This window comes from Pseudomonas sp. ChxA, from assembly GCF_030263855.1.
Classification (GTDB): domain Bacteria; phylum Pseudomonadota; class Gammaproteobacteria; order Pseudomonadales; family Pseudomonadaceae; genus Aquipseudomonas; species Aquipseudomonas fluorescens_CB.
On record NZ_JARPMK010000001.1, the window covers coordinates 3778521 to 3800951 of the forward strand.

Here is a 22431-nt window from a genome sequence, read left to right on the forward strand (position 1 = left end):
GTTCAAATGAAGAAGCTCAGTCAGGAGGAGATCACCGACAAACTGCACCAGGACCATTTTCCTCGGGGTCCAGAACTGGAGCGACTATCCGATCCAGTCATCGACACCCCTATGCTGGTCACGCTGGAGCAGTTGCGGCCCTACGAGCACAACCCACGCTTCATCCGCAATCCGCTGTATGACGATATCAAAGCCTCGATCCGTGAACGTGGGCTGGATCAACCACCGCCGATTACCCGCCGCCCGGGAGAAACTTATTTCATCATCCGTAACGGCGGTAATACTCGCTTGGCGATTCTCGGCGAACTGTGGCAGGAAACCCGTGACGAACGCTTCTTTCGCATTCACTGCCTATTCCGGCCTTGGAGCAATGAAATCAGCGCCCTGCTCGGCCATCTGGCCGAAAGCGATCTGCATGGCCAGCTCACATTCATTGAGCGTGCGCTGGCCGTGGCCAAACTCAAAACCATGCTCGAACCAGATGGAGCTGTGCTCTCGCAACGTGAGCTGGCACGACGTCTCGCCGCTGGGGGTTATCCAATTTCGCAGTCGCACATCAGCCGGATGCTGGACACCCTTGAACACCTACTGCCCGCCATCCCGCAAACCCTGTACGCCGGATTGGGTAAGTCCCAGATCGAACGCCTGATCGCTCTGCGTAGCCAGGCCGAACGAACCTGGAACCGTTATCCAACCGCCACCGTTGAGTTCGCCGAGTTTTGGTTCGGTACCCTCGTCGACTTCGATGCCGACCCCGAATCCTTCGATCTTGAGCAAATCCAGGATGAACTGCTCGAACGCATGGGCCGCTTACTCGGACAGTCCTACCGCATGTTAGCCCTGGAACTGAGCGATACTCAAAGGGTCATCTCGACGCCTAGCGTTGTCGTCACCACGCCCTCAGAGAACAGCCATCTGCCGAGCGTTGATGAAGCCGCGGTAGGAACTCCCTCCTCCGAGTCCCGCCCCAAATCAACTGAGACCAGGACTCAGACCGAAACAGCGCGAGAGGAACTGCTTACACCGCCTGAAACCAATGTCGTTTCAGCGGTCAGCCCTACGTCCCGAGTTCATCAGATTCGCAAACAGATCGAGCGCGAAACTGCCACCGAAGCAGCACCGACGGACGACGGCTGCACGATCGACGACATCTGGATCATCGCACCAACACTGGATAACCCCGAACAACTACGTTTAGCTATCGCCGGACTGGCTCGGGAAATGGCGACCTACGCCGGACATCCCGAGAGCATCATCGATCAGAAGCATGGCATGGGCTTCGCCCTCAACATCGAGCGAGTTGATCTTGCAGCACCTCGCGCGACCGGCGTTCATTTAATGCTACTGGCCCTGCTGCGTGCTCAAGACGAAGTGAACTGGGAGGATCGCAAGCAACTGCCTTCAGCGCTGTTCGGGCAGCTGTTGTTGGGGGTCTATCAACTCCCGCTCACAGATCGTCCCGCCATGGATGTGGGACTGGAGCGGCTGCCCGACAGGCTGTTAATCAAACTGTATCGCCTGATCCGTTTGGCCCGTCGTCTCATCGACCTAACGCTTGCCCCTGAAGACGACTCACCGGAGAAATTGCCATGAGCCTGTCCTTCAATGTGCTCAACCAGGCCATGCTGACCCAGGTACTGCATGAGCTGCGTCTAGGTAATCTGCAACGCTGCAAGGCACTCGGGCTGAGTGAGGACGACATCTACTTATTGCAATCCTTACCGCCCACCACGCTGTCGCGCCTGGCCCATGCCACCGTGTCTTGGGTCGAGGTTAAGATCGACTCACCAGTGTTACACCGGTTGATCGAGCAGGCTGATCGCGACGAGCAGAACGAGCGCTTGATCAACCGAGCGCTCAAACTCGGCGCCAGCAGCACCATCATGTATCGGTGCTTCGGCTTGGCGCATTCGGAAACCGCCCTGCGTCGACGTCTGCTCAAGATAGAAACCCGTAAGGGCCGTCCTCAGAATTTGAGCGAAGCGCAGGAACATGCGCTCTGGCAGCGATGGTGCCAGCTACGCGCTCAGGACGGCTCCGAGGATCAGCTCGACGCCATGATGATGCTGGCGGAGGAGCAACGGATCAGCTTGACCATCGTCTGGCAGCAGATCGACCAGTACAGCAATGGAACATGAACACTACTCCTTCCAACCGCTGGCAGCGTGTCCTGCAGCAATGCACCCAGCAACTGAGTGAATGCTGGCCAGCACGCCCTACCACTGAGCAACCCTCCAACCAGGTTCTGCAGGCTAGCTTTCTGTTCAGTGGTCAATCACACGAGGTCGTACCGCGTCGGCTGCTGCTGGACAGTCGGCTGACACCGTTGGAACGTAATGCCTGGCAGGTGTTTCGGCTCATTCTGCAAGGCCGTGGCGTGGTCACGCCACGCTATGAGGATTTGCAGCCGTACTTGTCAAGCGTGCCCTACGGTGCGGCAGCCTCCCGTGAAACCATTGCTCGGGTGTTGACGATGCTCAGGTTGACGCGCTGGCTCAGTTTGGTGAGTCGCGGACGCGATCAGCTCAGCGGACGTCTTCAAGGTTCGTTGTACGTTCTGCACGATGAGCCGTTAACCCCCGCCGAAGCCATAGAACTGGATCAGGATTACCTGGAGCTAGTCGGACATGCCCTCGGTCATGCAACGAAGGCTGTGCGTATTGTCGCCCAGCACATTGTGGAGGAAATCCGCCAAGACACGAACATCGATCGGGATCGGTTACCGACGCGACTCGACAGCTGGGGCGAACTTTGGGCGCAGCAAGGATTGGATCCGGCAACCGATGCCACTCTGCACGATTCCGAACGGGGGGAAGATGCCCTCGTTCGAAATCGTGCAGGCCCTCGTTCGGAATCCGAAACAGGCGTGAACGCCAGTATTTCTGGCACCGTTCGGAATCCGAATGGCGCCTGTACTGTATTAAAAGAAAGTATAAGTACTGTACGGTGCGCGACCCCAGCGGTGGATAACCTTCACTGGCCCGAGCCGATGCACCTGAGTCCGAGCGAGCGTCAGGCCGTCACCGTGGCGCTGAATAAGCTCAAACCCTCGGATCGTCAAGCAGTACTCAACGAAGCCGGTGCACGCTGTGCGGCCGGTGGTATCCGCAAGCCAGCGGCCTATCTGATGGGACTGATACAGCGAGCACTGAAAGGCGAATTTCGTCCTTGGGTAGGTCAGGCAGAGTCGTCCCCCGTTGCAGTACCGGCCACACCGGCCCCCTCGCGCCCCTCTCGACAACCGGGCGAACCTGCATCAGCCCTCGCTCAAGCGTGCCTGAATGAGCTACGCCAACTGCGCGGCAAACGCTCTGAAGGTCAGTAGATTTGATGCCAGTGGCATCAAATCCATGAAGTTCCACTCTACGAACACATCGGACCAAACCATCAAACTTTTAAAGAAAAGCCGGGACATCTCCTCCCGTGAATGTAGACGTCAGTGGATTTGATGCCAGTGGCATCAAATCCACTGACGTCTACATAGTTAACCCTCTTAAACCAAACCGAACAGACCGCATTCAGCTTTTTGGCTGTCCTTGCCCCTCATCTGTCGCAACGTTCCTGTCCAAGCGAATGCGAGGACAACACCGTGGCCGATCACTATCAACTCAATCTGGGTTCATTGCGCAGCAGCATCACCCTGACCCTGCACACCCACCACGCCGCCCGTATCTGGCAAGGTAGGGTCGCACGTGAAGGCGTCCACTCGATCATGGGCATGGCCGGCTACATCAGTGTCACCAACCTGATCAAACAAACCGCGGCCCAGGACGATCCCTACGCCGACTGGGCCATCGTGCAACTCGAAGAAAAACTGATGCAGGCCAAGGCTGGGATGCTGGAACTGACCCAACAGCTGGACCGAATCAGACAGGACCTGCCGACACAGATCGACATGGGCGACAACCTCAACATCCACCCCGTCACCTTGCCATTGTACATCGGCAGCCAGCTGGGTTTTCTGGCGGTCTACCTGCTGACCGAATACGACACTCTGGTGCGCCGGACCCTATTGGCCCATCACACCGCCCTGATCGGCCGCATCGACATGGAAGCCTGGATCGACGACGGCGCCCATTTGCTGCGCAGCCTGTTTGGTCAGGCACAGCGCTACCGGCACGCCGGCGTCACGCGTGATGACATGGCGGCGAACAACGCCCGTGCCATTGCGGCCATCGAGAAGATGGGTTTACCCCCGATGGACATCCTGGAGGGTCATCGCCGCTCCCAGTTCGCGCCGCCAATCACTCGCCGTGGTGCGGTGGCAGTGGATGACGCCGACGCGTTGGCAGAGGACGTGGGAGCGTCGTCTGCGACAGTGAATGAGCCGGAGGACGAAGCATGAATCCGATGATCCCGGCTCATCCAATGCCCTTCGAAACATTGACACCGGATGCCTATCGACAACTCGAACACGCTGCCTACCTAAAAGGCCTTTTAAAACCTTTTAAGGGTAAGGGGGAGTTGGAGCATCTGGCGCAGGTGGCGAGGGAAATCGAGGCGCAGTTGTGCCGCCTGATGGAGGCGGTGTTGCAGCAGGCTGGACAGCCCCCTTACTCACTGTTGGATATTCGATTGGTGCTGCAGAACACCAGCGCTGGCAGCACCTTTTTGCGTTGGCGCACCCGTGATTTTGCCCGTATGGGAGTCTCGGTCTGGGAACGCCAGGTCTGCAACAAAGCCTTGCCGCAGGTCGTACGCGAGGGATTACACCGTTTCGAATGCAATCGCATCGCGCTGAACCTACAGATGAGTGTGGTGCATTCGCTCTACCGCCAGGCCACGACCTGCGCGATCAAAATGGACAGTGCCGAACGGCTGCTGCGCCAGTTCACAACCGCAGTGGAGGTATCAGGATGAGTACTTTTTTTGTCGGCGAAGGCAACATTGGCAGTACGCCAGAGTTCCAGGAGTTTTCATCAGGCAATGACGAGCCACGGCGTTTACTACGGCTGAATGTGTACTTCGACAACCCCGTGCCACGCGAGGGCAGCTATGAAGATCGGGGCGGCTATTGGGCGCCAGTTGAGCTCTGGCACCGCGAGGCAGAACACTGGAGCACGCTGTACCAGAAAGGCATGCGTGTGCTGGTCGAAGGCCGTACCGTACGCGATGAGTGGGAGGACAGCGAAGACAATGCGCGGGTGACCTTCAAGATCGAGGCCCGTCGAGTCGGCATCCTACCCCATCGGGTACACAGTGTGGTCATGCGGGAACGATCCAGTGAACCGGCCGCATCTGCGGCAGATGTTAAGCAAACTACAGACCATGCCAGGTCGTCTGCGTCAAAGTCCAAAAAGCGCAGAGAGCCGTCGTCTCCAGGTTGACGGGCATTAGGCATAAAAAATGCGCCTACGCGAAGTTTCTTGCCATTATTACTCGCTGCTCGTGAAGATCCGCCCTGCTGCCCCACGCCACACCTAGGCCCGATCTATCCATGGCTGCCTTCATCGACAAATATGAGGAACCTGTCATTCGGGTTTCTCATAGCTCGCCACTGCTGTTTCCAACAACGCTGCTCCGAACTCAACCCGGAGCAGTTCTATGCGTCTCTTTCTCTGCGAGAAACCCTCCCAAGGTCGTGACATCGCCAAGGTTCTCGGAGCCAGCCGACGTGGCGATGGTTGCTTGATCGGGCCCGAGACAACCGTCACCTGGTGTATCGGTCACCTGCTGGAACCGGCCCCACCTGAAGCCTATGGCGATCAGTACAAATCCTGGTCGTTGGATCATCTACCGATCGTTCCCGAACATTGGCAGGTCGAGGTCAAACCCAAGACTGCAGCACAGTTCAAAGTCATCAAGCGCCTGCTCAGCGAAGCTAGCACCGTCGTCATCGCGACCGATGCCGATCGCGAAGGCGAGATGATTGCCCGCGAGTTACTGGAACGCTGCAACTACCGAGGCCATGTTGAGCGCCTCTGGTTGTCCGCACTCAACGAGGCGTCAATTCACAAGGCACTGTCCTCACTGAAGTCTAGTCAGGAGACCTTCCCGCTCTATCACTCAGCCCTCGCACGCAGCCGCGCTGACTGGCTGATAGGCATGAACCTGAGTCGGTTGTTCACCCTCCTCGGACGGCGGGCAGGTTACGACGGTGTATTGTCAGTTGGGCGCGTCCAGACACCCACGTTACGTCTGGTGGTCGATCGGGATCGGGCAATTGCCAGCTTCGTCTCGGTGCCCTACTGGGACGTGGACGTGCACCTGTCCTCAATGGGGCAACCATTCATCGCGTCGTGGTTACCACCCAGTTCAGGGGCTGACGCGGCCGGCCGTTGCCTGCGGCGGGCGCTAGCCAGTAGCACCGTCCAAGCGATCTCTAGCAATGAAAGCGCCACAGTACTTTTGCTGCAGACTGAGCATTTCCGCGAAGCGCCCCCCCTGCCCTTCGACCTGAGCACACTGCAAGAAGTCTGTTCACGCAAGCTGGGACTCGGCGCTCAGGAAACCCTTAACATCGCCCAAGCCCTATATGAAACGCACAAAGCCACCAGCTATCCGCGCAGCGATTGCCGCTATTTGCCAGAGAGCATGTTCAACGAGGTAGCCGCGGTATTCGATGCCCTGCTCAGAATGGATCCTGCGTTAAGCCCAGCGCTCGCAAGCGTCGATCAATCATTGCGCTCACGAGCATGGAACGATGCCAAGATCACCGCGCACCACGCCATCATACCCACCACCGAGCCAGCGAACCTTGGGCGGATGTCCGAACAAGAACGCCAAGTCTACCAACTGATTCGTAGCCACTACCTCGCGCAATTCCTGCCGCATCACGAGTTTGATCGAACCGAGGTCGAACTGGAGTGCGGCGCCGAACGTTTGACTGCTGTTGGCAAACAGATCCTCGTCCAAGGCTGGAAAAGCTTGCTATCCGACAGAGCCGAAGGCGATGAACCCGGTCAAAAATCCCAGGTATTGCCCGTCCTACAGCAGGGTACGCGGTGCGCAGTGGACAACGTCGAACTCAAATCCATGCGCACCGCTGCTCCCAAACAGCTCACCGAGGGCGATCTTATTAAGGCAATGAAAAATGTGGCCAAGCTGGTCAACGATCCGCGCCTGAAACAGAAACTTCGGGACACCACCGGTATCGGCACCGAAGCCACGCGAGCTGGCATTATCAAAGGGTTGATTGATCGCGGTTATTTGTTGAAGAAAAAACGAGCGTTGATGGCCTCCGCAGCGGCCCATACCCTGATCGAGGCAGTGCCCGCTGCAGTCGCGGATCCGGGTATGACAGCGATCTGGGAGCAGGCTCTGGATGAAATCGAAGCGGGACGTCTGACCTTGGATGCATTCGTTGCCAAGCAGGCGCACTGGATTACACAGCTGATCGCAAACTGCGGAGCGCTCACTTTGTCGGTACCGGTCGAAGCCGGGCCGGCTTGCCCCAATTGCAATGCCTCAATGCTCAGGCGTAAGGGAAAATCAGGGCCGTTCTGGTCATGCTCCCAGTACCCGGACTGCAAAGGCACTGTGCCGATCAGCAAAGGTACGCGTCTTCAATGAGTCGCCATTGGTGTTCACATGAACCTCGGGGGGGTGTTGTCAGTGCATCATCAACGGCGCCTGACCCTTCTCCAAGTCGTCTAGCGGTCGTCCTATTTCACGGGCCAAGGCGATGCCTGTCGCGATCCATATCTGCCCCAGCTCGTTGAACGCTTTCAGGTGAGCAGGATCTTCGTTAAGCCAATGAACAAGGCTGTCGCGGTGTTCAGGGTTATCAGGGCAGTCATGGATCTTGATAAACAGCTCCAGTGTTCGAGCCCAGATCAGGTCCATGTCTTGCTCTCGCTGCTCATCCATGCTCAACCTTGCCTCCATTTGGTCCTATCAGACCGCTCAGTCTCACTGGTCACTACGCGCTCTAATTCCTGGGGGAACACATGTCACGTCGCGACAACCAGATATTTCAGTCAATATAACAACCCTATAAGTCGATACTCAACCTACAAGGATGTTCATGTCAATGGGTCTTTGCTCAACCATTCGGGTTGAATTGGAGAACTCATCACTTGGCACATAAACATCCAACCCAAGCCCAAATCGGGCGCATGATCGCGAAGCACCGAACCCAGCGTAATCTGACCCAGGAAGAGGTGGCTGAACGCCTGGGGATTGGCAGTGAAGCCATCTCGCGCCTGGAGCGGGGTGTGGTGGAGCTCTCCGTGGTCAAGCTGATGCAGTTAGCAGATATTTTTGAATGCAGGATGGATGAGCTGCTCACGGAGTCGAGCAGTCGTCCCAACGACCAAGGCCAGATGATTGCGGGTATGCTGAACGGTCTGAAAGAGAGTGACCGTGCCTTTATCCTGGCCACCGTCGAGCAATTGGCTGCTCATCTCGCCAAGAAATAGGCTCCTTCACTCGTAGTCGATCTCGAGGCGTTGAGGGTTGCCCTCAGCCTTGACGTCATCCTTCCCACTCTGCTGTAGTGCCTTCGGATCATCGCCTACGGCGACCCAAGACCGATGCGCTCCGGGTAGCTCGGTCGGACTTCTAGAGTTCGGGGCCTTCTCTTCAGTGGGATTTCATTCCTGTTTGTGCTCGACCTGATCAATGTGGCGGATGACCGCTGTTGCTTGTACCAGGCAATAGCGGTCATCCGCTTCGGCGATTGTATTCAGCCCCGGAGCCCGCCGGGGAAACACTGGGCACCCTTTGTGCGCGGATGCGTGCCAGCATGTTCCGATCCAGGCCACGACACGGGTCGGTTGGCGAATCATGGCGCAGTTAAATCAAGTTTTGCGAGGAGCTTATCGACTGCGTATGACCGTCAAAGGTGGCTTTTCTCTTCTTCGCCTGGCACCCCGCCAGGCGCACTCTTCACTTTCTTCAGTCCAGTGACTACCACTATATTCCGGCCATAAAAAATCGGGTGGCAGCGTCTTGACGCTCCCCTATGACAGGCTTATACAAAGGGCGTGGTTCGCTGTCGTTGACAGCCCAGCCCAGGTAGCCAGAACCTTCAAGGCTACGCCACGTTCGTGGTGGTTTACCCAAGTGCGATCAGCGTTCGGAAGCTCGCGCGGTTACCGCTTCAGCGGTGATGAATGCCCACTACCCTATGCTTGCGGATCACCAACGCAGATGCTCCTCTGCTGCACCGCTATTTCCCCAGACGCATCGTTCTGATCGTCATCGGCTTGCCGGTGCCGAGTCGCTCATCGCTCGCCTTCACCTTACCCACTCTGACGGGGGCTCACTTCCCCGTCAGGGACTGTGCGTCGCCGTTTTCCCTTGAAACAGGAGAACTACCATGGCCCACGCCAACCAATCCCAAGAAGTGACCACCTACTTCAACCTGCACACCGTCGGTATCGGTTACCTCAACCGTGTTCGTGAAGTCCAAGTCCGCCGCGGCCAGCCGTTCATGGCCTGCGATATCGCCGCCCTGCACGGTGCCTCCGATGCGGTCGAGTACACCCGTTTCGACTGCAAAGTCGCGGGGGGCGAAGCTGAACGCTTGATTCGACTCTATATGGACGCCGTCAACGCCGAGAAAAAGGTCTTGCTGTCGTTCCGTATCGGCGACCTGTGGATCGATCCATTTCTCTACGAGAAAGGCGAGAAACAAGGCCAACCGGGCGCCAGCCTGAAAGGTCGTTTGCTGTTCATCGACTGGATCAAGGTCAACGGCACGTTCGAATACAAAGCGCCCGCCAGGCAGCAAGTAACAGCACCTGCTGAGCCAGTGCCAAACAGTGAGCCATCCTCAGCGTCGGCAGATGCCGAAGCTGAGGAGTCCGCAAACCCAACAGAGGCTCGGGTCGAACCTGAATCTCCACCCACTCCCCGCACGGCCCGCCGTGATGCCACCCGTACCGTTCAGTCCGCCTGAACAGTCCACGATGTTCCTCATCAAGGCGCTCCGTCGAGCGCCTTTTCTTCAATCCGCACAGGAGAACCAACATGGAATCCTTCTGGCTTTGCGACGACTGCCTGTTCGCTACGGCTTACGAGGACTACAGCACGTTGTCGCTCTACTACACGACGAATGAAATCGAGAAACGCATCGCTGACATCCCTCGTGGACTGGTTCGCTTAATGCCCATCAGTGCCGACTTCGATCCCGAAACTGGCTGGGGAATAAAAGCCTTTTCCCCATTGCCCTGCGACGGTTGTGGTTCACACCTACACGGTCAACGCCACCGATTCACGCGGCTGTAAACAGCGCGCCACCTGCTAACGCCCGCGACTCCACACCCACCTCGGGGACACCACTCCCCTCGGGCGTGTACCCCTGATTTTTCCCTTCGGAGGTACCCCCATGAACACCCCACTCACCCTGATTGAGACCTCGGATTTCGAGGCTGATTGTATCGTCCAAGAAAACCAGGTGATCGACGAAGCACTGCATATTCTGGATCGTCGGCTGTTCAACCGCGGCCCTAACCTGACGTCGCCTGACGCCGTGGCCTCATACCTAAAACTGCATCTTGTGCAACAAGAGCATGAAGTCTTCGGTGTGATATTTCTCGATGCCAAGCACCGGGTGTTGGCGTTCGAAGTCCTCTTTCACGGCAGCATTGATGGCGCCAGCGTTTACCCCCGCCAGGTCGTCAAGCGTTCCCTAGCGCATAACGCCGCGGCCGCCATTTTTGTTCATAACCACCCCTCAGGTTGTACAGAACCCAGCCAGGCGGATCACGTCTTGACTGCACGGTTGAAAGAGACCTTGGCCTTGATCGAAGTGCGCGTACTGGATCACTTCATCGTGGGTGAAGGTCGTCCTCTCTCTCTTGCCGAACATGGCTGGCTTTAACCCTCACAGGCGTCTTCGGGCGCCTTGTTCATTTTCATTCTGGAGAACCTTCATGAACCCCACACACCAAGCTGCAGCCCTGCTGACGGCCTCCAACCCATTTGCTCGCGGTTACGACAACCTTCATATCGAACGGCTGCTACTGATCACCTACGAAGACGACTGCCCTCCCTGCTTTCGACCCGTGCACGACACACAGGCCCATCTGCCCGACGACGAGCTGCAACTGTTCCCCTGCCTGTTCAATGACGATTTCGCCATTATCAGCAAAGGCCATTCCATTTCGGATGATTTGGACGAACGCTGTCAGTCCAGTGGGCTAGTGCGCCAAGTGATCTACGCTGTAATGGGCGAAATGCTCAACGAGCGGCATCACCTCGGTGATCTGTACTCCCTGGAAGAGGCCCAAGCCATGGTCCATCGCTTGAGCTTCGAAACGGGACACTACAGTCGAGCCTGGGAAATCAGTACCGCGCACCTTCCCGAAGCAGCGATGCTTTATCTGGAGGAGTGGGTCAGTAACTTCGCTCTGCGGCAAACCGGCCTCTTGTTCGAGCTTTTTACGCTGCCAGATTGCTGCGGTATCGGTTGCAAACTGATCGGCACGCCATGGACGGACGAGAACTTGCTGAACATTGAGGGCAATCGTTATTCGAGCTTGAGACAAGAACAACTCGACGCAGGCACACCGGAAGCCTTGGTCAACGTACTGTATTTGGCGGCATTGGCGGATGTGCGATTGTTGATCTTCGACCCCGACGCTGCCGTCTTGGATGGGCTCGCCATTTTCGATGAATAGCAACGTGTTCAGCGTTAACACGACCCACCTTGAATCAACTTTCTCACTGAATCGCTCCTTCACCTCATGTCAGGTTCTGCACTGAATCTGACATGAGGTTTTTTCCATGGAGCGTTTTTTCACGCCTGTCTGCCTGCTGGGTTTGTTGAGCGCCTGCACCGCGCAAATCCCCAACCCTTTGCCGACCGATCCAGAGATTGACAGTGGCTCCAATCGGGCCCAGCACTCGAAGGGCATAGCCGAAGAAAGCCATCCGGCAGAGCTTCGTTATGGCCGCTACACGCTGGTCAGCACCGAGCCCACCACGGAACAACGCGATCTTCTTGCCCAAATCATTGACGTGAGCATCCCGTCCAGCCTGAACCCTTCGGTGCAGGATGCATTGCAGTACGTATTGCAGCGCTCGGGCTATGCGCTCTGCCCCGTTACCGCGTCGGTGAGGGTGCTGTTTACTCGGCCCCTCCCCGCTGCCCATTACCGGCTTGGTCCAATCCCTTTACGCCGCGCGCTGCAAGTGCTCGCTGGCCCCGCCTGGCAACTCACGACCGACGAAGTCAGCCGTTCAGTCTGCTTCGAACAGCAGAAAACGGAGACCGGCGTCGCGCTGATCACACCCGTCTCGCCCTATCTGTTGGAGGCACGCCCATGAGAGCCTCGACGTTTCAAACCCTCATCATTGGGCTGCTTTGCTTGGCGATCGCCGGCCTGAGCGGTGGTTTGTATAACCAGTATCAACGCGTGGCCGAACTGCAGAGCACGAACACGCAATACCGACAAACCCTGGACTCCCTACAACATGATTCAAGCGCCCTCAAGGACGCCCAGGAGAAGCTGCATTACGCACTGAAAGACCTGAAGCAGATGGTCGATACCGGTGAGCAACAGGCCAATACCCTCGATCCGATGCTGGATCAGTGGGCACAAGAACTACAGGAGCTGCGCGATGGTCTGGCAGCCCGCGCCACCGAGGCAGACCTAACAGCGCTGCGCGCACGCCTTGAACAGGTCGAGCAGCAGCTCCTGGACCTCAGGACAAAGCCATTCCCTCCACCGCCGACGCCTTCTGCGACCAAACCGAAAAAGACCGCTCGCCCCAAGCCCGTCCCGCTCTCGCCACCGTTCTCGGTGTTGGGGGTCGAATCCCGTGGTGGTCAGCGTTTTTTGGCAGTCGCACCTCATGACAGTCGCTCGCTCACGGATGTCCGGCTGCTGCATAGCGGCGAGCAGCTCGGAGCCTGGCACCTGAAAGTGCTGGAGTCGAACTCAGCCATCTTCGCGGTGGCCACTCAGCCAGACCAGACCGTGCACCTCCCTTGAGAAGCGAACATGAACAGAGCGCTACTGCCCACCGTCGTCTGTCTCGCTTCGCTATTGGCCATGGGCGCTGCGATGGGCAACCCCGTCACGACACAGTCACGGACCCAGGACACGCAGTCTGCTCCGCTGGGGCGCTCTGACTCTGAACAGGCGGCGAGCTGGGGTCTGACGGAGCAGGAGTGGACGCGCTTCGAACAGATCCAAGCCGGCCCACGCGGTTTCTGGAGCCCGCACCTCGATCCGTTAACCGCACTCGGGGTCGAGGCCCAGACCGACCAAGAGCGCCAGCGCTATGCCCAATTGCAGGTAGCGCTGGAAGCCAAACGCGCTGAGCGCGAGTTGGCCTACCAAAACGCTTACACCGCGGCCTGGGCCAAGCTGTTTCCCGGGCTGCTGCCGATCCAGGGCATGGCATCCCCGTCCCCTGCCAGCTCAGCGGTCATGCCGCGTCAAGCCTTGTTTGTGGAGGACCACTGCCCAGCGTGCACCGCCGAAGCGCAGCGTCTGCAAAACAGTGACACGGCGTTCGATATCTACCTGGTGGGCAGCCAAGGCGAGGATGAACGCGTCCGTAGCTGGGCTCGGCAAGCAGCCGTTGATCCGACCAAGGTTCAACGCCGGCAGATCACCCTGAACCATGACCGTGGTCGCTGGTTCAGCCTGGGAGCCCCGGGGCCATTGCCTGCCACATTTCAAGAGGTGAATGGACAATGGCAACGCATCGACTGAGTGGTATTGCGCTCATGCTGACAATGCTCGCCGTCCAGGCTGACGAACTTCCGCCTCCGGCCTACCAATTGGCGGCGCATGACGCCGACATTCCTTCTACGGTGCTATTCGCTATCGCCCTGCAGGAGAGTGGTATCCACGTCCGTGGTCGACTGCTGCCCTGGCCCTGGACACTGAACATCGCTGGAACACCTTACCGCTTCGCCACTCGCCAGGCCGCCTGTCACGCTTTGCTTCAGGCCCTCGCCCGACATGACGCCAAGCGGGTCGATGCCGGACTCGGCCAAATCAACCTGGGTTACCACGGACAACGTTATTCCACCCCCTGCGAAGCCCTTGATCCCTACCGAAATCTCGCCGTGACCGCCGCGCTGCTGCAGGAGCATCACGCCGTCACCGGTGACTGGGTGTCAGCTGCCGGACGCTATCACCGCCCGGCAGGAGGAACGTCGGCGGCGCGTTACCGCGCCGGATTTACCCGGCAACTCGAACGACTGCAGGTTTCCTTTAAACAGGGCACACCACCATGAAGCGAATTCACAGTGCGTATTACTTCGCCGTGCTCTTGGCTGCGCTCGCCCATCCAGGACTGTCGTTTGCAGAAGCTCAGCCTGGCGGTTTCACCCGTCCCCAGTTTGACGCTTCCAGGCCGCCAATAAACAACAAGACCCTGCCTGCTCGGGCCATACATGCAGACCTACCTGCATTTGCCGATGAAACCTGGATACTGCCCGTGCGCAGCTCTCACTTGAGCCCAGGCCAAATCACAACTCGCGCCCTGGACATGCCGGGCTTGCGGCCATTTTTCCTTGTCGGGCAGGATCCCCAATCGTTGGCTTGGCTGCATCAGCGTGCGACTGAACTGCAAGAAATGGGGGCGGCCGGCCTCGCCGTCGAAGTGACCGATACTGAAGCCCTGGCCCGAATTCGAGCGGCCGCGCCGGGCATCACCATCCTGCCGGTCAACGGCAACGACATCGCCACCCGCCTGCAGATTGAGCACTATCCCGTCTTGATCACTTCCACCTCACTGGAACAGTGAGTCCAGGTCATGGCCGAGCATGCGATGGAGTCCAAGCTCCGGCCAGCGGTGGAGCTGTACACCGTAGCAATCTGTATCGCTGCCGCGGTGTTGTGCGTGTACTCGCCCTGGGCTGTGGCCCTGTCATCCGAGATCGGGCTGGTGGCGGCGCTGGCCTATGCCCTGTTCGGCCTTATCCGGCTGCGACAAGCTTGGGAGGTGCTGCGTTATCGGCGCAATATCCGGCGGCTGCCCCGCTACGAGCTGACCAGTCGGCAGATTCCGGTAAGCCGCAAGCGTCTGTTCATGGGTCGCGGCTTTCGCTGGACCCGCCTGCATACCCAGCGCTTGGTCGAGGCCCAGGATCCGGCGGTCGCCCACTATGTCGACCAACCGACCAGCTACCGCCTGGCCCGTGGACTCGAACGGCGCCTGGAGCATGCACCGTTTCCACTCTCGATACTGGCCCGTGTCACGGCCTGGGACAGTGCCTTCAATCCGTTGCGGCCTTTGCCCCCGGTAGGTGGCTCGCCACTGTTGCATGGGGTCGAGCCCGATGAAACGGAAGTCAGTCTGCCGCTGGGCGAACGGGTCGGACACACCCTGGTGCTCGGCACTACCCGTGTCGGCAAGACCCGGCTCGCCGAGGTGTATATCACCCAGGACATTCACCGCGTCGAACATGAGGTGGTCATCGTCTTCGATCCTAAGGGCGATGCCGACCTGCTCAAACGGATGTACGTCGAAGCCAAACGCGCTGGTCGGGAAAAGGAGTTTTATGTGTTCCATCTAGGCTGGCCGGAGATCTCCGCCCGCTACAACGCCGTGGGGCGTTTCGGACGTATTTCGGAAGTGGCGTCGCGCATCGCCGGGCAGCTCAGTGGTGAAGGCAACTCCGCAGCCTTTCGCGAGTTCGCCTGGCGTTTCGTCAACATCATTGCCCGCGCTCTGATCGAGCTGGGCCGACGTCCGGACTACCTGCAGATCCAGCGACATGTGGTCAACATCGACGCACTGTTTATCGAATACGCCCAGCAGTTTTTCGCCAAGACCGACCCAAAGGCGTGGGAAGTGATCGTCCAGCTTGAAGGCAAGCTCTCCGAGAAGAACATCCCCCGGCATATGATCGGGCGCGAAAAGCGTGTGGTGGCCATCGAGCAGTACTTGGCGCTGAAGCGGGTATTTGATCCGGTAATGGACGGACTGCGTTCGGCGGTACGATATGACCGTACTTACTTCGACAAAATCGTTGCCTCGCTCCTGCCGCTGCTGGAGAAACTCACCACCGGCAAGACCGCCCAGTTACTGGCTCCAAACTACACCGATTTAGATGACCCGCGGCCAATCTTCGACTGGATGCAGATCATCCGAAAACGCGGCATCGTCTACGTCGGTCTGGATGCACTGACCGACGCCGAGGTGGCCGCCGCGGTGGGCAACTCCATGTTCGCCGACTTGGTCTCGGTCGCCGGACACATCTACAAACACGGCATCGACCATGGCCTGCCCCAATCGGGTAACAACAGTGACAAGTTGCCGATCAACCTCCACGCCGATGAATTCAACGAGTTGATGGGTGATGAATTCATCCCGCTGATTAACAAGGGCGGCGGTGCCGGTATCCAGGTAACCGCCTACACCCAGACCCTCAGCGATATCGAAGCGCGAATCGGTAACCGCGCGAAGGCCGGTCAGGTGATCGGCAATTTCAACACCCTACAGATGCTCCGCGTGCGCGAAACCGCCACTGCGGAACTGCTCACCCAGCAGTTGCCCAAGGTTAACGTGCTGACCAAGACCCTGGTGTCGGGTGCCACCGACACCTCCGATCCTGAAGCCAATACAGACTTCACCTCCTCCTCGCAGGACCGTGTCAGCAGCACCAGTGTGCCGCTGATCGAGCCGGCTCACATCGTCAGTTTGCCCAAGGGGCAAATGTTCTCCTTCCAGGCCGGTGGGCAGCTCTGGAAAGTCCGCATGCCATTGCCAAAACCCTCCAACGACGATGCCATGCCCAAGGACCTGCAGGAGCTCACCCAGCGAATGCGGGCGACCTACAACGCGCAAGCGGGGCAGTGGTGGAGCGCAAGCAGTGGCGGCCCAACTACCAACTTCGATTTAGATCAGGTGGGGTAGCCCTACCCCTCCTGGTTTCGATTCAGCAAAACACATACAGAAGGCGCGTTAACGCCATCAGCCATGTGGCACCAATGGAGTGAATGATGGTGACTTCCGTACAGAACACGCCGCCACAACCGATCCAGCATCCGGGAATGATCGTCTCGGCCATCAGCCTGGTCCAGCGCATCATCGGCTTGCTGGTTGCCTCACTGCTGTTCTCGATTCTGATTGAATTCGCCGGTTTGCTGCTATTCTGGAGTGATCAGGGCTGGCGACACAGCCAAGCCATGTTGAGTAGCGAATTGGGTTGGGTCAGCGAGCACTTCAAATCTTCACTCATCATTCAACAACCCGGACAGACGATTGTCCAGTGGCTGGATTTTCTCAATCAATGGTTGTTGGTCAAGACCGGCTTTGCAGATTTTGCCCAGCAGGCGCGGGTGTCGAGCCAGGGCAAAAACTTCTGGAGTTGGATCAATCAGCTGTACGTAAGCATTGAGGATTTCGTGCTGGCGGCGGTGTATGTGACCTTTACCTTCGTGGTGCGCCTGGCCATTCTGGTCCTGTCCACACCACTATTTTTGTTGGCCACGTTTACTGGTTTTGTCGATGGTTTGATGCGCCGCGACCTACGCAAATTTGGCGCTGGCCGAGAGAGTAGTTTTGTTTATCACCGTGCTAAACGTGCGGTAATACCACTACTGGTCGTGCCTTGGATTATCTACCTATCCCTGCCCTTTACGATTAATCCAATGGTGATATTTCTACCTTGCTCCGTGATGCTTGGGGTGACTACGGCAATCACAGCCGCGACGTTCAAAAAATATCTCTAAGCGCTAAGTTAAGCTTTTTTCTAAAATCATTACGGGGGTGGTCATCCTTCGCGAGTGGTGTTTCGGCTGCTTACGCGCTGAGGTACGCCTTCGCTAAGAAATGGATTTGCGCGCAGCAATCCCCCAATCTACTTTGGTAGTGCACAGGCCCAATGTCCGCTATATAGGCCAAATGACGGTAGGCGCACGGCGAACACGCCTTGCGTAGTTAAACGGATGCCCACTTGTGCGGCAGCAACTCCATGATCTCAATCGCCCGTCGCGTCGGCAGACAAGTCAAACTTGCTTCAGATAAGCATATGGATCATGCCCATTCATGCGCGCATGACTGGATCAAACTCATGATCGCAGCAGCCCGTTTTCCGCTGCTTAGCGATCCGGCAAGGAACCAATTCGAGCGCCCAAAATAGGCGTTGGTGGCGCAGATACCCCGCCATCAGGTCGGGGGTAGACTAGTCCACGTACATCGCATTCCCAATACAGCCCATAACCCATCCCCAGAACCTCAACCTCCGCGAGTTGATTGGGCTCGGCGTGTCCCAGCCCCGGCTCCATGTGGAGCGGAGCTGGAAAGCGAAATTGCCGCCATTGGTCAGGCCCGATCACGCGGTCAAGCTGGCGATAGTAGCAGGCCGTCGTCATGCACGGCTCGCCCTCCTCCTCGCGCTCGCCGAAATTTTGCACTGAAATGCTTTTAGCAAGGCACTAAATATATGGCGGACCCATTATTCACAGAGCACATGCGTTGCTCTTGCTCTTCCGGTTGAGAGGGGGCTATAGCTGGCGGGCTTAAGGCTTCCTCTGCTCGAAGTCTGTTCTGCTGTTGCTGAGTGACCGCAAGCTTCTGTTTCAGCAGTTGGAGGGCTCTAGGACTGTTAGGCGGAACCTTTTCCAATTCGGCGTCAATTTCCAAAACAGACGGCGGAAGAATCCCCATAGCGACCAATTGCTGATCCTGCTCAAGCGTACTCATGGGTTTGCGAGCGAGCGTGTCAGAATTGTTTACGGCGCATCCGCCCAAAATGCCCACCGCAGACAAAACCATTGCGAATTTCCTTGTGGTGCTCATGTGATTTCTCCATTCCCAGCCTTCGCCCAACGAAAAGCAACCCTACGACAGAGGAGTGAGCTCGTCTAGTTACTCATGCAGTTCAAAAAACTTGCTCCGTGCATGTGCCATCCTGGATCCGAGGTAACGCCTAACCCTTCGACCGTGCCAACTGTTAGCTGGCATGGGGTGGCGCGCTGGATCGTACTATCTTGATTCAGCGCGCATCTCGGGGCCACCCATGCCTTAATTAGAACCACTTATTACAGCTTCCGGGAGAGTTTTTAATGGTCTTATAGTCAGTGACTATATTTTGCGCGTTAAATGCAATTTCTAGAGTACATTTTTTATCATAGTATTTTGTGCTGGATGTAGGTGTCAGCATCACGCCACCGCTAGGGCCTGCGCTGACGGTATTCGCAGTGTCCGTTAAGGAATATTGACTTTCATAAAACCATCTCGCAACAGACCCGCCGTCAGCATTCTTAACCAGTTGGGCGGGCTTTCCATATTGAGCATATGCTACCTGTATATTAGCCCCCTCAAACTTATTCTGATTTATAACGTCCGGAATGGTGGGCACAGTATTTGCCAGCACTTCACAGCCGGATGCTAACACTGACAAAAGAATTAATATCAAATACTTCAATTTGCATTCAGGCATACTGAACCTTTTCTGCCGTAAAAATTGATGAGCGTGAATGCTGCTTGAGTACGCAGTCTTATCCTCCAAACGGTGCGCTCTTTATCGGCTGACCTTTTGGTGCGCAGGCTGGCGGGTTGGACATGCCGAATGTCAAGATGTTACCTCCGTTGATAATGCAGTTAAACTGCTTGTTATCATTGGTTTTTAGCAGTACGTAGGTATTGGTACCTTGCGTTCGCCGGTTGATAACTGTCAGGTCGGCTGGAGCATAGCCCAACGCACCAGCGCTTTGAGATTTTACGTCATCGTCACTCAACATATTCGTCTTACTGGCAAGAGCATTGCAGCCACTCAAAAGCGCAAGTGTGGTTAACATTACATACAACTTAAGCAGCGACATATCACACATCCTTTTGTTGACTGAAAAACTGAGTAGATGATCGAATTGAGACATCCGTAACCTACCTCACCTGGATTGAGTAGAGTAATAGCTGTACAAATTTCATCAATCCGGCGGATCGAAGGGATATCAACTATAAAACGTAATAAAAAAAAACGAGAAAAAATTCTTTGCCCCTGCGTCCCAATTCCTTGCCTGTCCGTCTCAACCCGAAGTCATTTGATCAAGCACGGTCCGAAGCGAAAAACCAGTGTGCACAGAGGTCTGGCCTGCTGAGCCGAAGTGTTCAGATGCAATGAGGCAGTCCCGCGCCTCTTTTGGCGAATAGCCGAAAGCCTTCTTGAACGAGCGACTGAAGTGTGACTCGCTTTTGAACCCAAATTGAAAGGCCAGCCCGGAGGTTCGATGCTGAACGTTGCTATCTCCTTGGAGAATAGCCCTTATCTTGTCTAACCGGCGTCGTTGTATGTAAGCCGCAACACCGGACTCTTGCTCGAATAAACGATAGAGTCCAGCCCTTGAAATCCCCATGTGCCGGCATATGAACGCTGGCGCCAGATCGGGGTTCAGCAGATGCTGTTCGATCAGGTTCCGGGCGCGGTTGAACAGTGAGCGATCAATTTCGGTTTCAGCGCTTTTGAGGTTTGGAATGGAGGGTGTTATCGCGGCCGCGACCATGGCCAGAGTCGCTTGTTGTATATAGAGTGTCTCATCACTTTTAAAACTGGCTGACCGCGCTCGTAGTGCACGCATGTGATCGGCAAGCAGGTCGCTCAAACCGCCCCTCAATACCAGCCCATGAATGTCCTTATTGCCTAATTGCGCTGCCAGCAAGTCCCGAGGAACCGTCAGGATAATCGTATCGCCTGCCGTGATAACGCAATCCAGTTGCTGAGCAAGGTCCAACACATAAATCTGCGAGTGACATGCCACCAACGGTGCCTGACCGGCCAAGCCGTTGATCGAATGAGACAGGCCTAGGCAGATATAGTAATGGTCGAGGCCGTCGCGGCGGATCATCTGAGCTGACCGTTTGACATCATAATGCACTGGTTTTTGTGTGCCCTCCCATACGCCGCACCCCATCAACAGCGCGCCCAGGTAACAGGTGGTCAGCCGATAGTTGAACGCTATTGATTCAGACTCGCCAATCCTCACGTCAAAGAGTGCATTCACCTCTTCACGCCAGACTTCAAAACGCTGTCTAGGTGGGTAGGGTTGAGTGCTGAAGCTATAAGAGGCGTTCTCCACATGTACTCCTGCTAAAACAGATAGAGCGACCTAAACTGCTGAAGTTCAATGGCCATCATCTGTGCGATGATACGGAGATGATGGCGACTTCCCTGAAATTCTTCCTGTTGTATTTTCTTGGCGCAATCAATGTCAAATGAAAGATTTATTGTTCATGTGCTTCGGCCGTTAAAGCCTTTGATCAGGGCAATACAAAATCGCAATGAGAGACTCCTACGAACCGTCTTGATCCTCTGACCACCTAAAGGGTGCGATGACTTCGAGAACATAGGTGAATTGAAAAGAGGCGAACTGGAGAAATATCTGCAGCAGTACCTACTGCGTCGATATCTGGGAATGGTGAAACGAAGGGGTTTCCAATCGGAGGCGGCCGGAAACTCCAGGCCCCGATGTCACGAATCTTGCGTGGCTGGCTATTTGGACACGCCAACCTGCGCCGAGCCCCCTGAAAAGCGATACATCTCACTTCGCGTTTGTGACTGAATAATTCGACCTCTAACGTAATTCTGGCTCAATCTCCAAATGGGCCAACGTCATGTCGACTACCGTCTTTCGCTATTTTTTACTCTTTTCACTGATTATCGTCCATGGGAGCAGCTATGCCGCAACTGCTCATGAGCAGGAACAGCTCAGTCTAATTCTGCAGCAACTCGACATTATCGAACGTCTTGCAACTCAAGCGACGGCAACCAGCGCGTCTGAACCTGGCAATCGCTATCGCTTCGACTATCCCTCTCTGATGCAGGACATCCAACGTATTCGCCAAGGCGTGCAAGGCTATCTCTCTCCTTCTCGCGCTCAACCCCGCGATCCCACTGAATTGGTCGGCGATTATCGCCTCGACACCCCGTCCGTAGAGCCGTCGCCATGAGCATGACTGACGCGCAGACAGCTGCCTTCCAAAACGCCTCCGGCTTTTCGGCGCAGAGCAGTTCGTCGCTCTGGCTATGCCTGGTTTTGGTCCTTGGTTTGCTGTGGTGTGCCTGGGTGATGTGGACGGCTTACCGGGGATGGGCCACCGGCAGTGTGCGCTTCGGAGCCTTCGGCGGCAGCGCAGCGCGCGTGCTGCTCACCTTGCTGGTCCTGATGTTCTTCACCCTGTCCTAACACCGGAGATCACCGTCATGCTCAAGTTCCTTATCCCCCTGAAAAACAACCTGCATGATCGTGCCAGTCAGCGCGTGATCGGTCTGCTGCTGGTGCTCGGCCCAAGCCTAGCCTTTGCGGAACTACCCACTATGGAAGCCCCTTCACGCGGTGAAGGTTCCGGGTTGATCGAGACGATCAAAAACTACGCCTACGACGGCGGCATCCTCCTCGGCCTGCTGATCGCCCTGCTCGCTTTCTTGGGTGTGGCCTGGCATTCCCTGACTGTATATGCCGACGTGCAGAACCAGCGCAAGACTTGGAAAGACCTCGGCGCCGTCGTCGGCATCGGAGCCTTGCTGGTGGTAATCATCATCTGGTTCCTGACCAAGGCTGCCGCGATTCTGTGAGG

General features: G+C 56.7%; 27 protein-coding genes and 1 pseudogene. 22 read left to right on the forward strand and 6 right to left on the reverse strand.

Annotation, left to right across the window (positions count from 1 at the left end):
* Window positions 1-6 precede the first annotated feature (6 nt).
* The 7 genes from P5706_RS16870 to P5706_RS16900 all read left to right on the forward strand — a co-directional run bounded on the left by P5706_RS16870 (window position 7) and on the right by P5706_RS16900 (window position 7512).
* A complete protein-coding gene (locus P5706_RS16870) occupies window positions 7-1593 on the forward strand; it encodes a ParB family protein (RefSeq protein WP_070411912.1) in 1587 nt (528 codons plus the stop codon).
* Window positions 1590-2138 (forward strand): DUF2857 domain-containing protein, encoded by a 549-nt coding sequence (locus P5706_RS16875; protein ID WP_070411913.1) that lies wholly within the window; start codon window positions 1590-1592, stop codon window positions 2136-2138. Before P5706_RS16870 ends, P5706_RS16875 begins: the two co-directional genes overlap by 4 nt.
* Window positions 2135-3325, forward strand: coding sequence for an STY4528 family pathogenicity island replication protein (locus P5706_RS16880; protein ID WP_070411914.1), 1191 nt, complete (start codon window positions 2135-2137; stop codon window positions 3323-3325). The genes P5706_RS16875 and P5706_RS16880 overlap by 4 nt, the downstream gene beginning before the upstream one ends.
* A gap of 264 nt (window positions 3326-3589) precedes the next feature.
* The gene (locus P5706_RS16885; protein WP_070411915.1) at window positions 3590-4345 is read left to right on the forward strand and encodes a PFL_4669 family integrating conjugative element protein; all 756 of its coding nucleotides are present in this window, start codon (window positions 3590-3592) and stop codon (window positions 4343-4345) included.
* Window positions 4342-4860, forward strand: a complete 519-nt coding sequence (locus tag P5706_RS16890) for a DUF3158 family protein (RefSeq protein WP_070411916.1) — start codon at window positions 4342-4344, stop codon at window positions 4858-4860. Before P5706_RS16885 ends, P5706_RS16890 begins: the two co-directional genes overlap by 4 nt.
* Window positions 4857-5327 (forward strand): single-stranded DNA-binding protein, encoded by a 471-nt coding sequence (locus tag P5706_RS16895; protein ID WP_070411917.1) that lies wholly within the window; start codon window positions 4857-4859, stop codon window positions 5325-5327. Before P5706_RS16890 ends, P5706_RS16895 begins: the two co-directional genes overlap by 4 nt.
* Window positions 5328-5544: 217 nt before the next feature.
* Window positions 5545-7512 (forward strand): DNA topoisomerase III, encoded by a 1968-nt coding sequence (locus P5706_RS16900; RefSeq protein WP_070411918.1) that lies wholly within the window; start codon window positions 5545-5547, stop codon window positions 7510-7512.
* 39 nt (window positions 7513-7551) lie between these two features.
* Here P5706_RS16900 and P5706_RS16905 read toward each other — a convergent pair whose 3' ends face one another.
* A complete protein-coding gene (locus tag P5706_RS16905) occupies window positions 7552-7809 on the reverse strand; it encodes a hypothetical protein (RefSeq protein ID WP_070411919.1) in 258 nt (85 codons plus the stop codon).
* Between the two features lie 209 nt (window positions 7810-8018).
* Between P5706_RS16905 and P5706_RS16910 the strand changes: the two genes are divergently transcribed.
* The 12 genes from P5706_RS16910 to P5706_RS16965 all read left to right on the forward strand — a co-directional run bounded on the left by P5706_RS16910 (window position 8019) and on the right by P5706_RS16965 (window position 17588).
* Complete coding sequence (locus P5706_RS16910) at window positions 8019-8360, forward strand: helix-turn-helix domain-containing protein (RefSeq protein ID WP_070411920.1); 342 nt, start codon at window positions 8019-8021, stop codon at window positions 8358-8360.
* 902 nt (window positions 8361-9262) lie between these two features.
* Window positions 9263-9844: an STY4534 family ICE replication protein gene (locus tag P5706_RS16915; RefSeq protein WP_070411921.1), complete on the forward strand. Its 582-nt coding sequence runs from the start codon at window positions 9263-9265 to the stop codon at window positions 9842-9844.
* Window positions 9845-9915: 71 nt separating this feature from the next.
* Window positions 9916-10173, forward strand: a complete 258-nt coding sequence (locus tag P5706_RS16920) for a hypothetical protein (protein WP_058426001.1) — start codon at window positions 9916-9918, stop codon at window positions 10171-10173.
* 100 nt (window positions 10174-10273) lie between these two features.
* Entirely contained in the window at window positions 10274-10768 is a 495-nt protein-coding gene (radC, locus tag P5706_RS16925) for a RadC family protein (protein ID WP_058426002.1), read from the forward strand.
* Between the two features lie 52 nt (window positions 10769-10820).
* Window positions 10821-11567, forward strand: coding sequence for a DUF5983 family protein (locus P5706_RS16930; RefSeq protein WP_078466823.1), 747 nt, complete (start codon window positions 10821-10823; stop codon window positions 11565-11567).
* Between the two features lie 106 nt (window positions 11568-11673).
* Complete coding sequence (gene pilL2 / locus P5706_RS16935; protein ID WP_058426004.1) at window positions 11674-12216, forward strand: PFGI-1 class ICE element type IV pilus protein PilL2; 543 nt, start codon at window positions 11674-11676, stop codon at window positions 12214-12216.
* The gene (locus P5706_RS16940) at window positions 12213-12884 is read left to right on the forward strand and encodes a chemotaxis protein (protein ID WP_078466824.1); all 672 of its coding nucleotides are present in this window, start codon (window positions 12213-12215) and stop codon (window positions 12882-12884) included. Before pilL2 ends, P5706_RS16940 begins: the two co-directional genes overlap by 4 nt.
* Window positions 12885-12893: 9 nt before the next feature.
* On the forward strand, window positions 12894-13613 hold the full coding sequence (locus P5706_RS16945; protein ID WP_070411925.1) for a TIGR03759 family integrating conjugative element protein: 720 nt from the start codon (window positions 12894-12896) through the stop codon (window positions 13611-13613).
* On the forward strand, window positions 13595-14143 hold the full coding sequence (locus P5706_RS16950; RefSeq protein ID WP_070411926.1) for a lysozyme family protein: 549 nt from the start codon (window positions 13595-13597) through the stop codon (window positions 14141-14143). Before P5706_RS16945 ends, P5706_RS16950 begins: the two co-directional genes overlap by 19 nt.
* Complete coding sequence (locus P5706_RS16955; protein WP_078466825.1) at window positions 14140-14655, forward strand: integrating conjugative element protein; 516 nt, start codon at window positions 14140-14142, stop codon at window positions 14653-14655. Before P5706_RS16950 ends, P5706_RS16955 begins: the two co-directional genes overlap by 4 nt.
* Before the next feature lie 9 nt (window positions 14656-14664).
* Window positions 14665-16770 (forward strand): type IV conjugative transfer system coupling protein TraD, encoded by a 2106-nt coding sequence (gene traD, locus P5706_RS16960; protein WP_070411928.1) that lies wholly within the window; start codon window positions 14665-14667, stop codon window positions 16768-16770.
* 86 nt (window positions 16771-16856) lie between these two features.
* Window positions 16857-17588 (forward strand): TIGR03747 family integrating conjugative element membrane protein, encoded by a 732-nt coding sequence (locus tag P5706_RS16965; protein WP_070411929.1) that lies wholly within the window; start codon window positions 16857-16859, stop codon window positions 17586-17588.
* Between the two features lie 208 nt (window positions 17589-17796).
* On the opposite strand, the pseudogene P5706_RS16970 reads toward P5706_RS16965, so the two are convergent.
* The 5 genes and pseudogenes from P5706_RS16970 to P5706_RS16990 all read right to left on the reverse strand — a co-directional run.
* Window positions 17797-17991: pseudogene (locus P5706_RS16970) on the reverse strand (transposase domain-containing protein); the annotation flags it as partial.
* Between the two features lie 291 nt (window positions 17992-18282).
* A complete protein-coding gene (locus P5706_RS16975) occupies window positions 18283-18657 on the reverse strand; it encodes a hypothetical protein (RefSeq protein ID WP_070411930.1) in 375 nt (124 codons plus the stop codon).
* A 229-nt stretch (window positions 18658-18886) separates the two neighbouring features.
* Window positions 18887-19369, reverse strand: a complete 483-nt coding sequence (locus P5706_RS16980) for a hypothetical protein (RefSeq protein WP_120265759.1) — start codon at window positions 19367-19369, stop codon at window positions 18887-18889.
* Window positions 19359-19682 carry a hypothetical protein gene (locus P5706_RS16985; RefSeq protein ID WP_070413470.1) on the reverse strand — a complete coding sequence of 108 codons (324 nt, stop codon included), beginning with the start codon at window positions 19680-19682 and terminating at the stop codon, window positions 19359-19361. The genes P5706_RS16980 and P5706_RS16985 overlap by 11 nt, the downstream gene beginning before the upstream one ends.
* A 204-nt stretch (window positions 19683-19886) precedes the next feature.
* The gene (locus P5706_RS16990; protein WP_083294012.1) at window positions 19887-20933 is read right to left on the reverse strand and encodes a helix-turn-helix domain-containing protein; all 1047 of its coding nucleotides are present in this window, start codon (window positions 20931-20933) and stop codon (window positions 19887-19889) included.
* A gap of 535 nt (window positions 20934-21468) precedes the next feature.
* Here P5706_RS16990 and P5706_RS16995 point away from each other — a divergent pair.
* From P5706_RS16995 to P5706_RS17005, 3 genes are read left to right on the forward strand one after another with little or no spacing between them, the layout of a single operon-like run.
* The gene (locus tag P5706_RS16995; RefSeq protein ID WP_070413469.1) at window positions 21469-21804 is read left to right on the forward strand and encodes an integrative conjugative element protein, RAQPRD family; all 336 of its coding nucleotides are present in this window, start codon (window positions 21469-21471) and stop codon (window positions 21802-21804) included.
* Window positions 21801-22040 (forward strand): TIGR03758 family integrating conjugative element protein, encoded by a 240-nt coding sequence (locus tag P5706_RS17000; RefSeq protein WP_070413468.1) that lies wholly within the window; start codon window positions 21801-21803, stop codon window positions 22038-22040. The genes P5706_RS16995 and P5706_RS17000 overlap by 4 nt, the downstream gene beginning before the upstream one ends.
* Before the next feature lie 17 nt (window positions 22041-22057).
* The gene (locus P5706_RS17005) at window positions 22058-22429 is read left to right on the forward strand and encodes a TIGR03745 family integrating conjugative element membrane protein (RefSeq protein WP_070413467.1); all 372 of its coding nucleotides are present in this window, start codon (window positions 22058-22060) and stop codon (window positions 22427-22429) included.
* The last annotated feature ends 2 nt before the right edge of the window (window positions 22430-22431 follow it).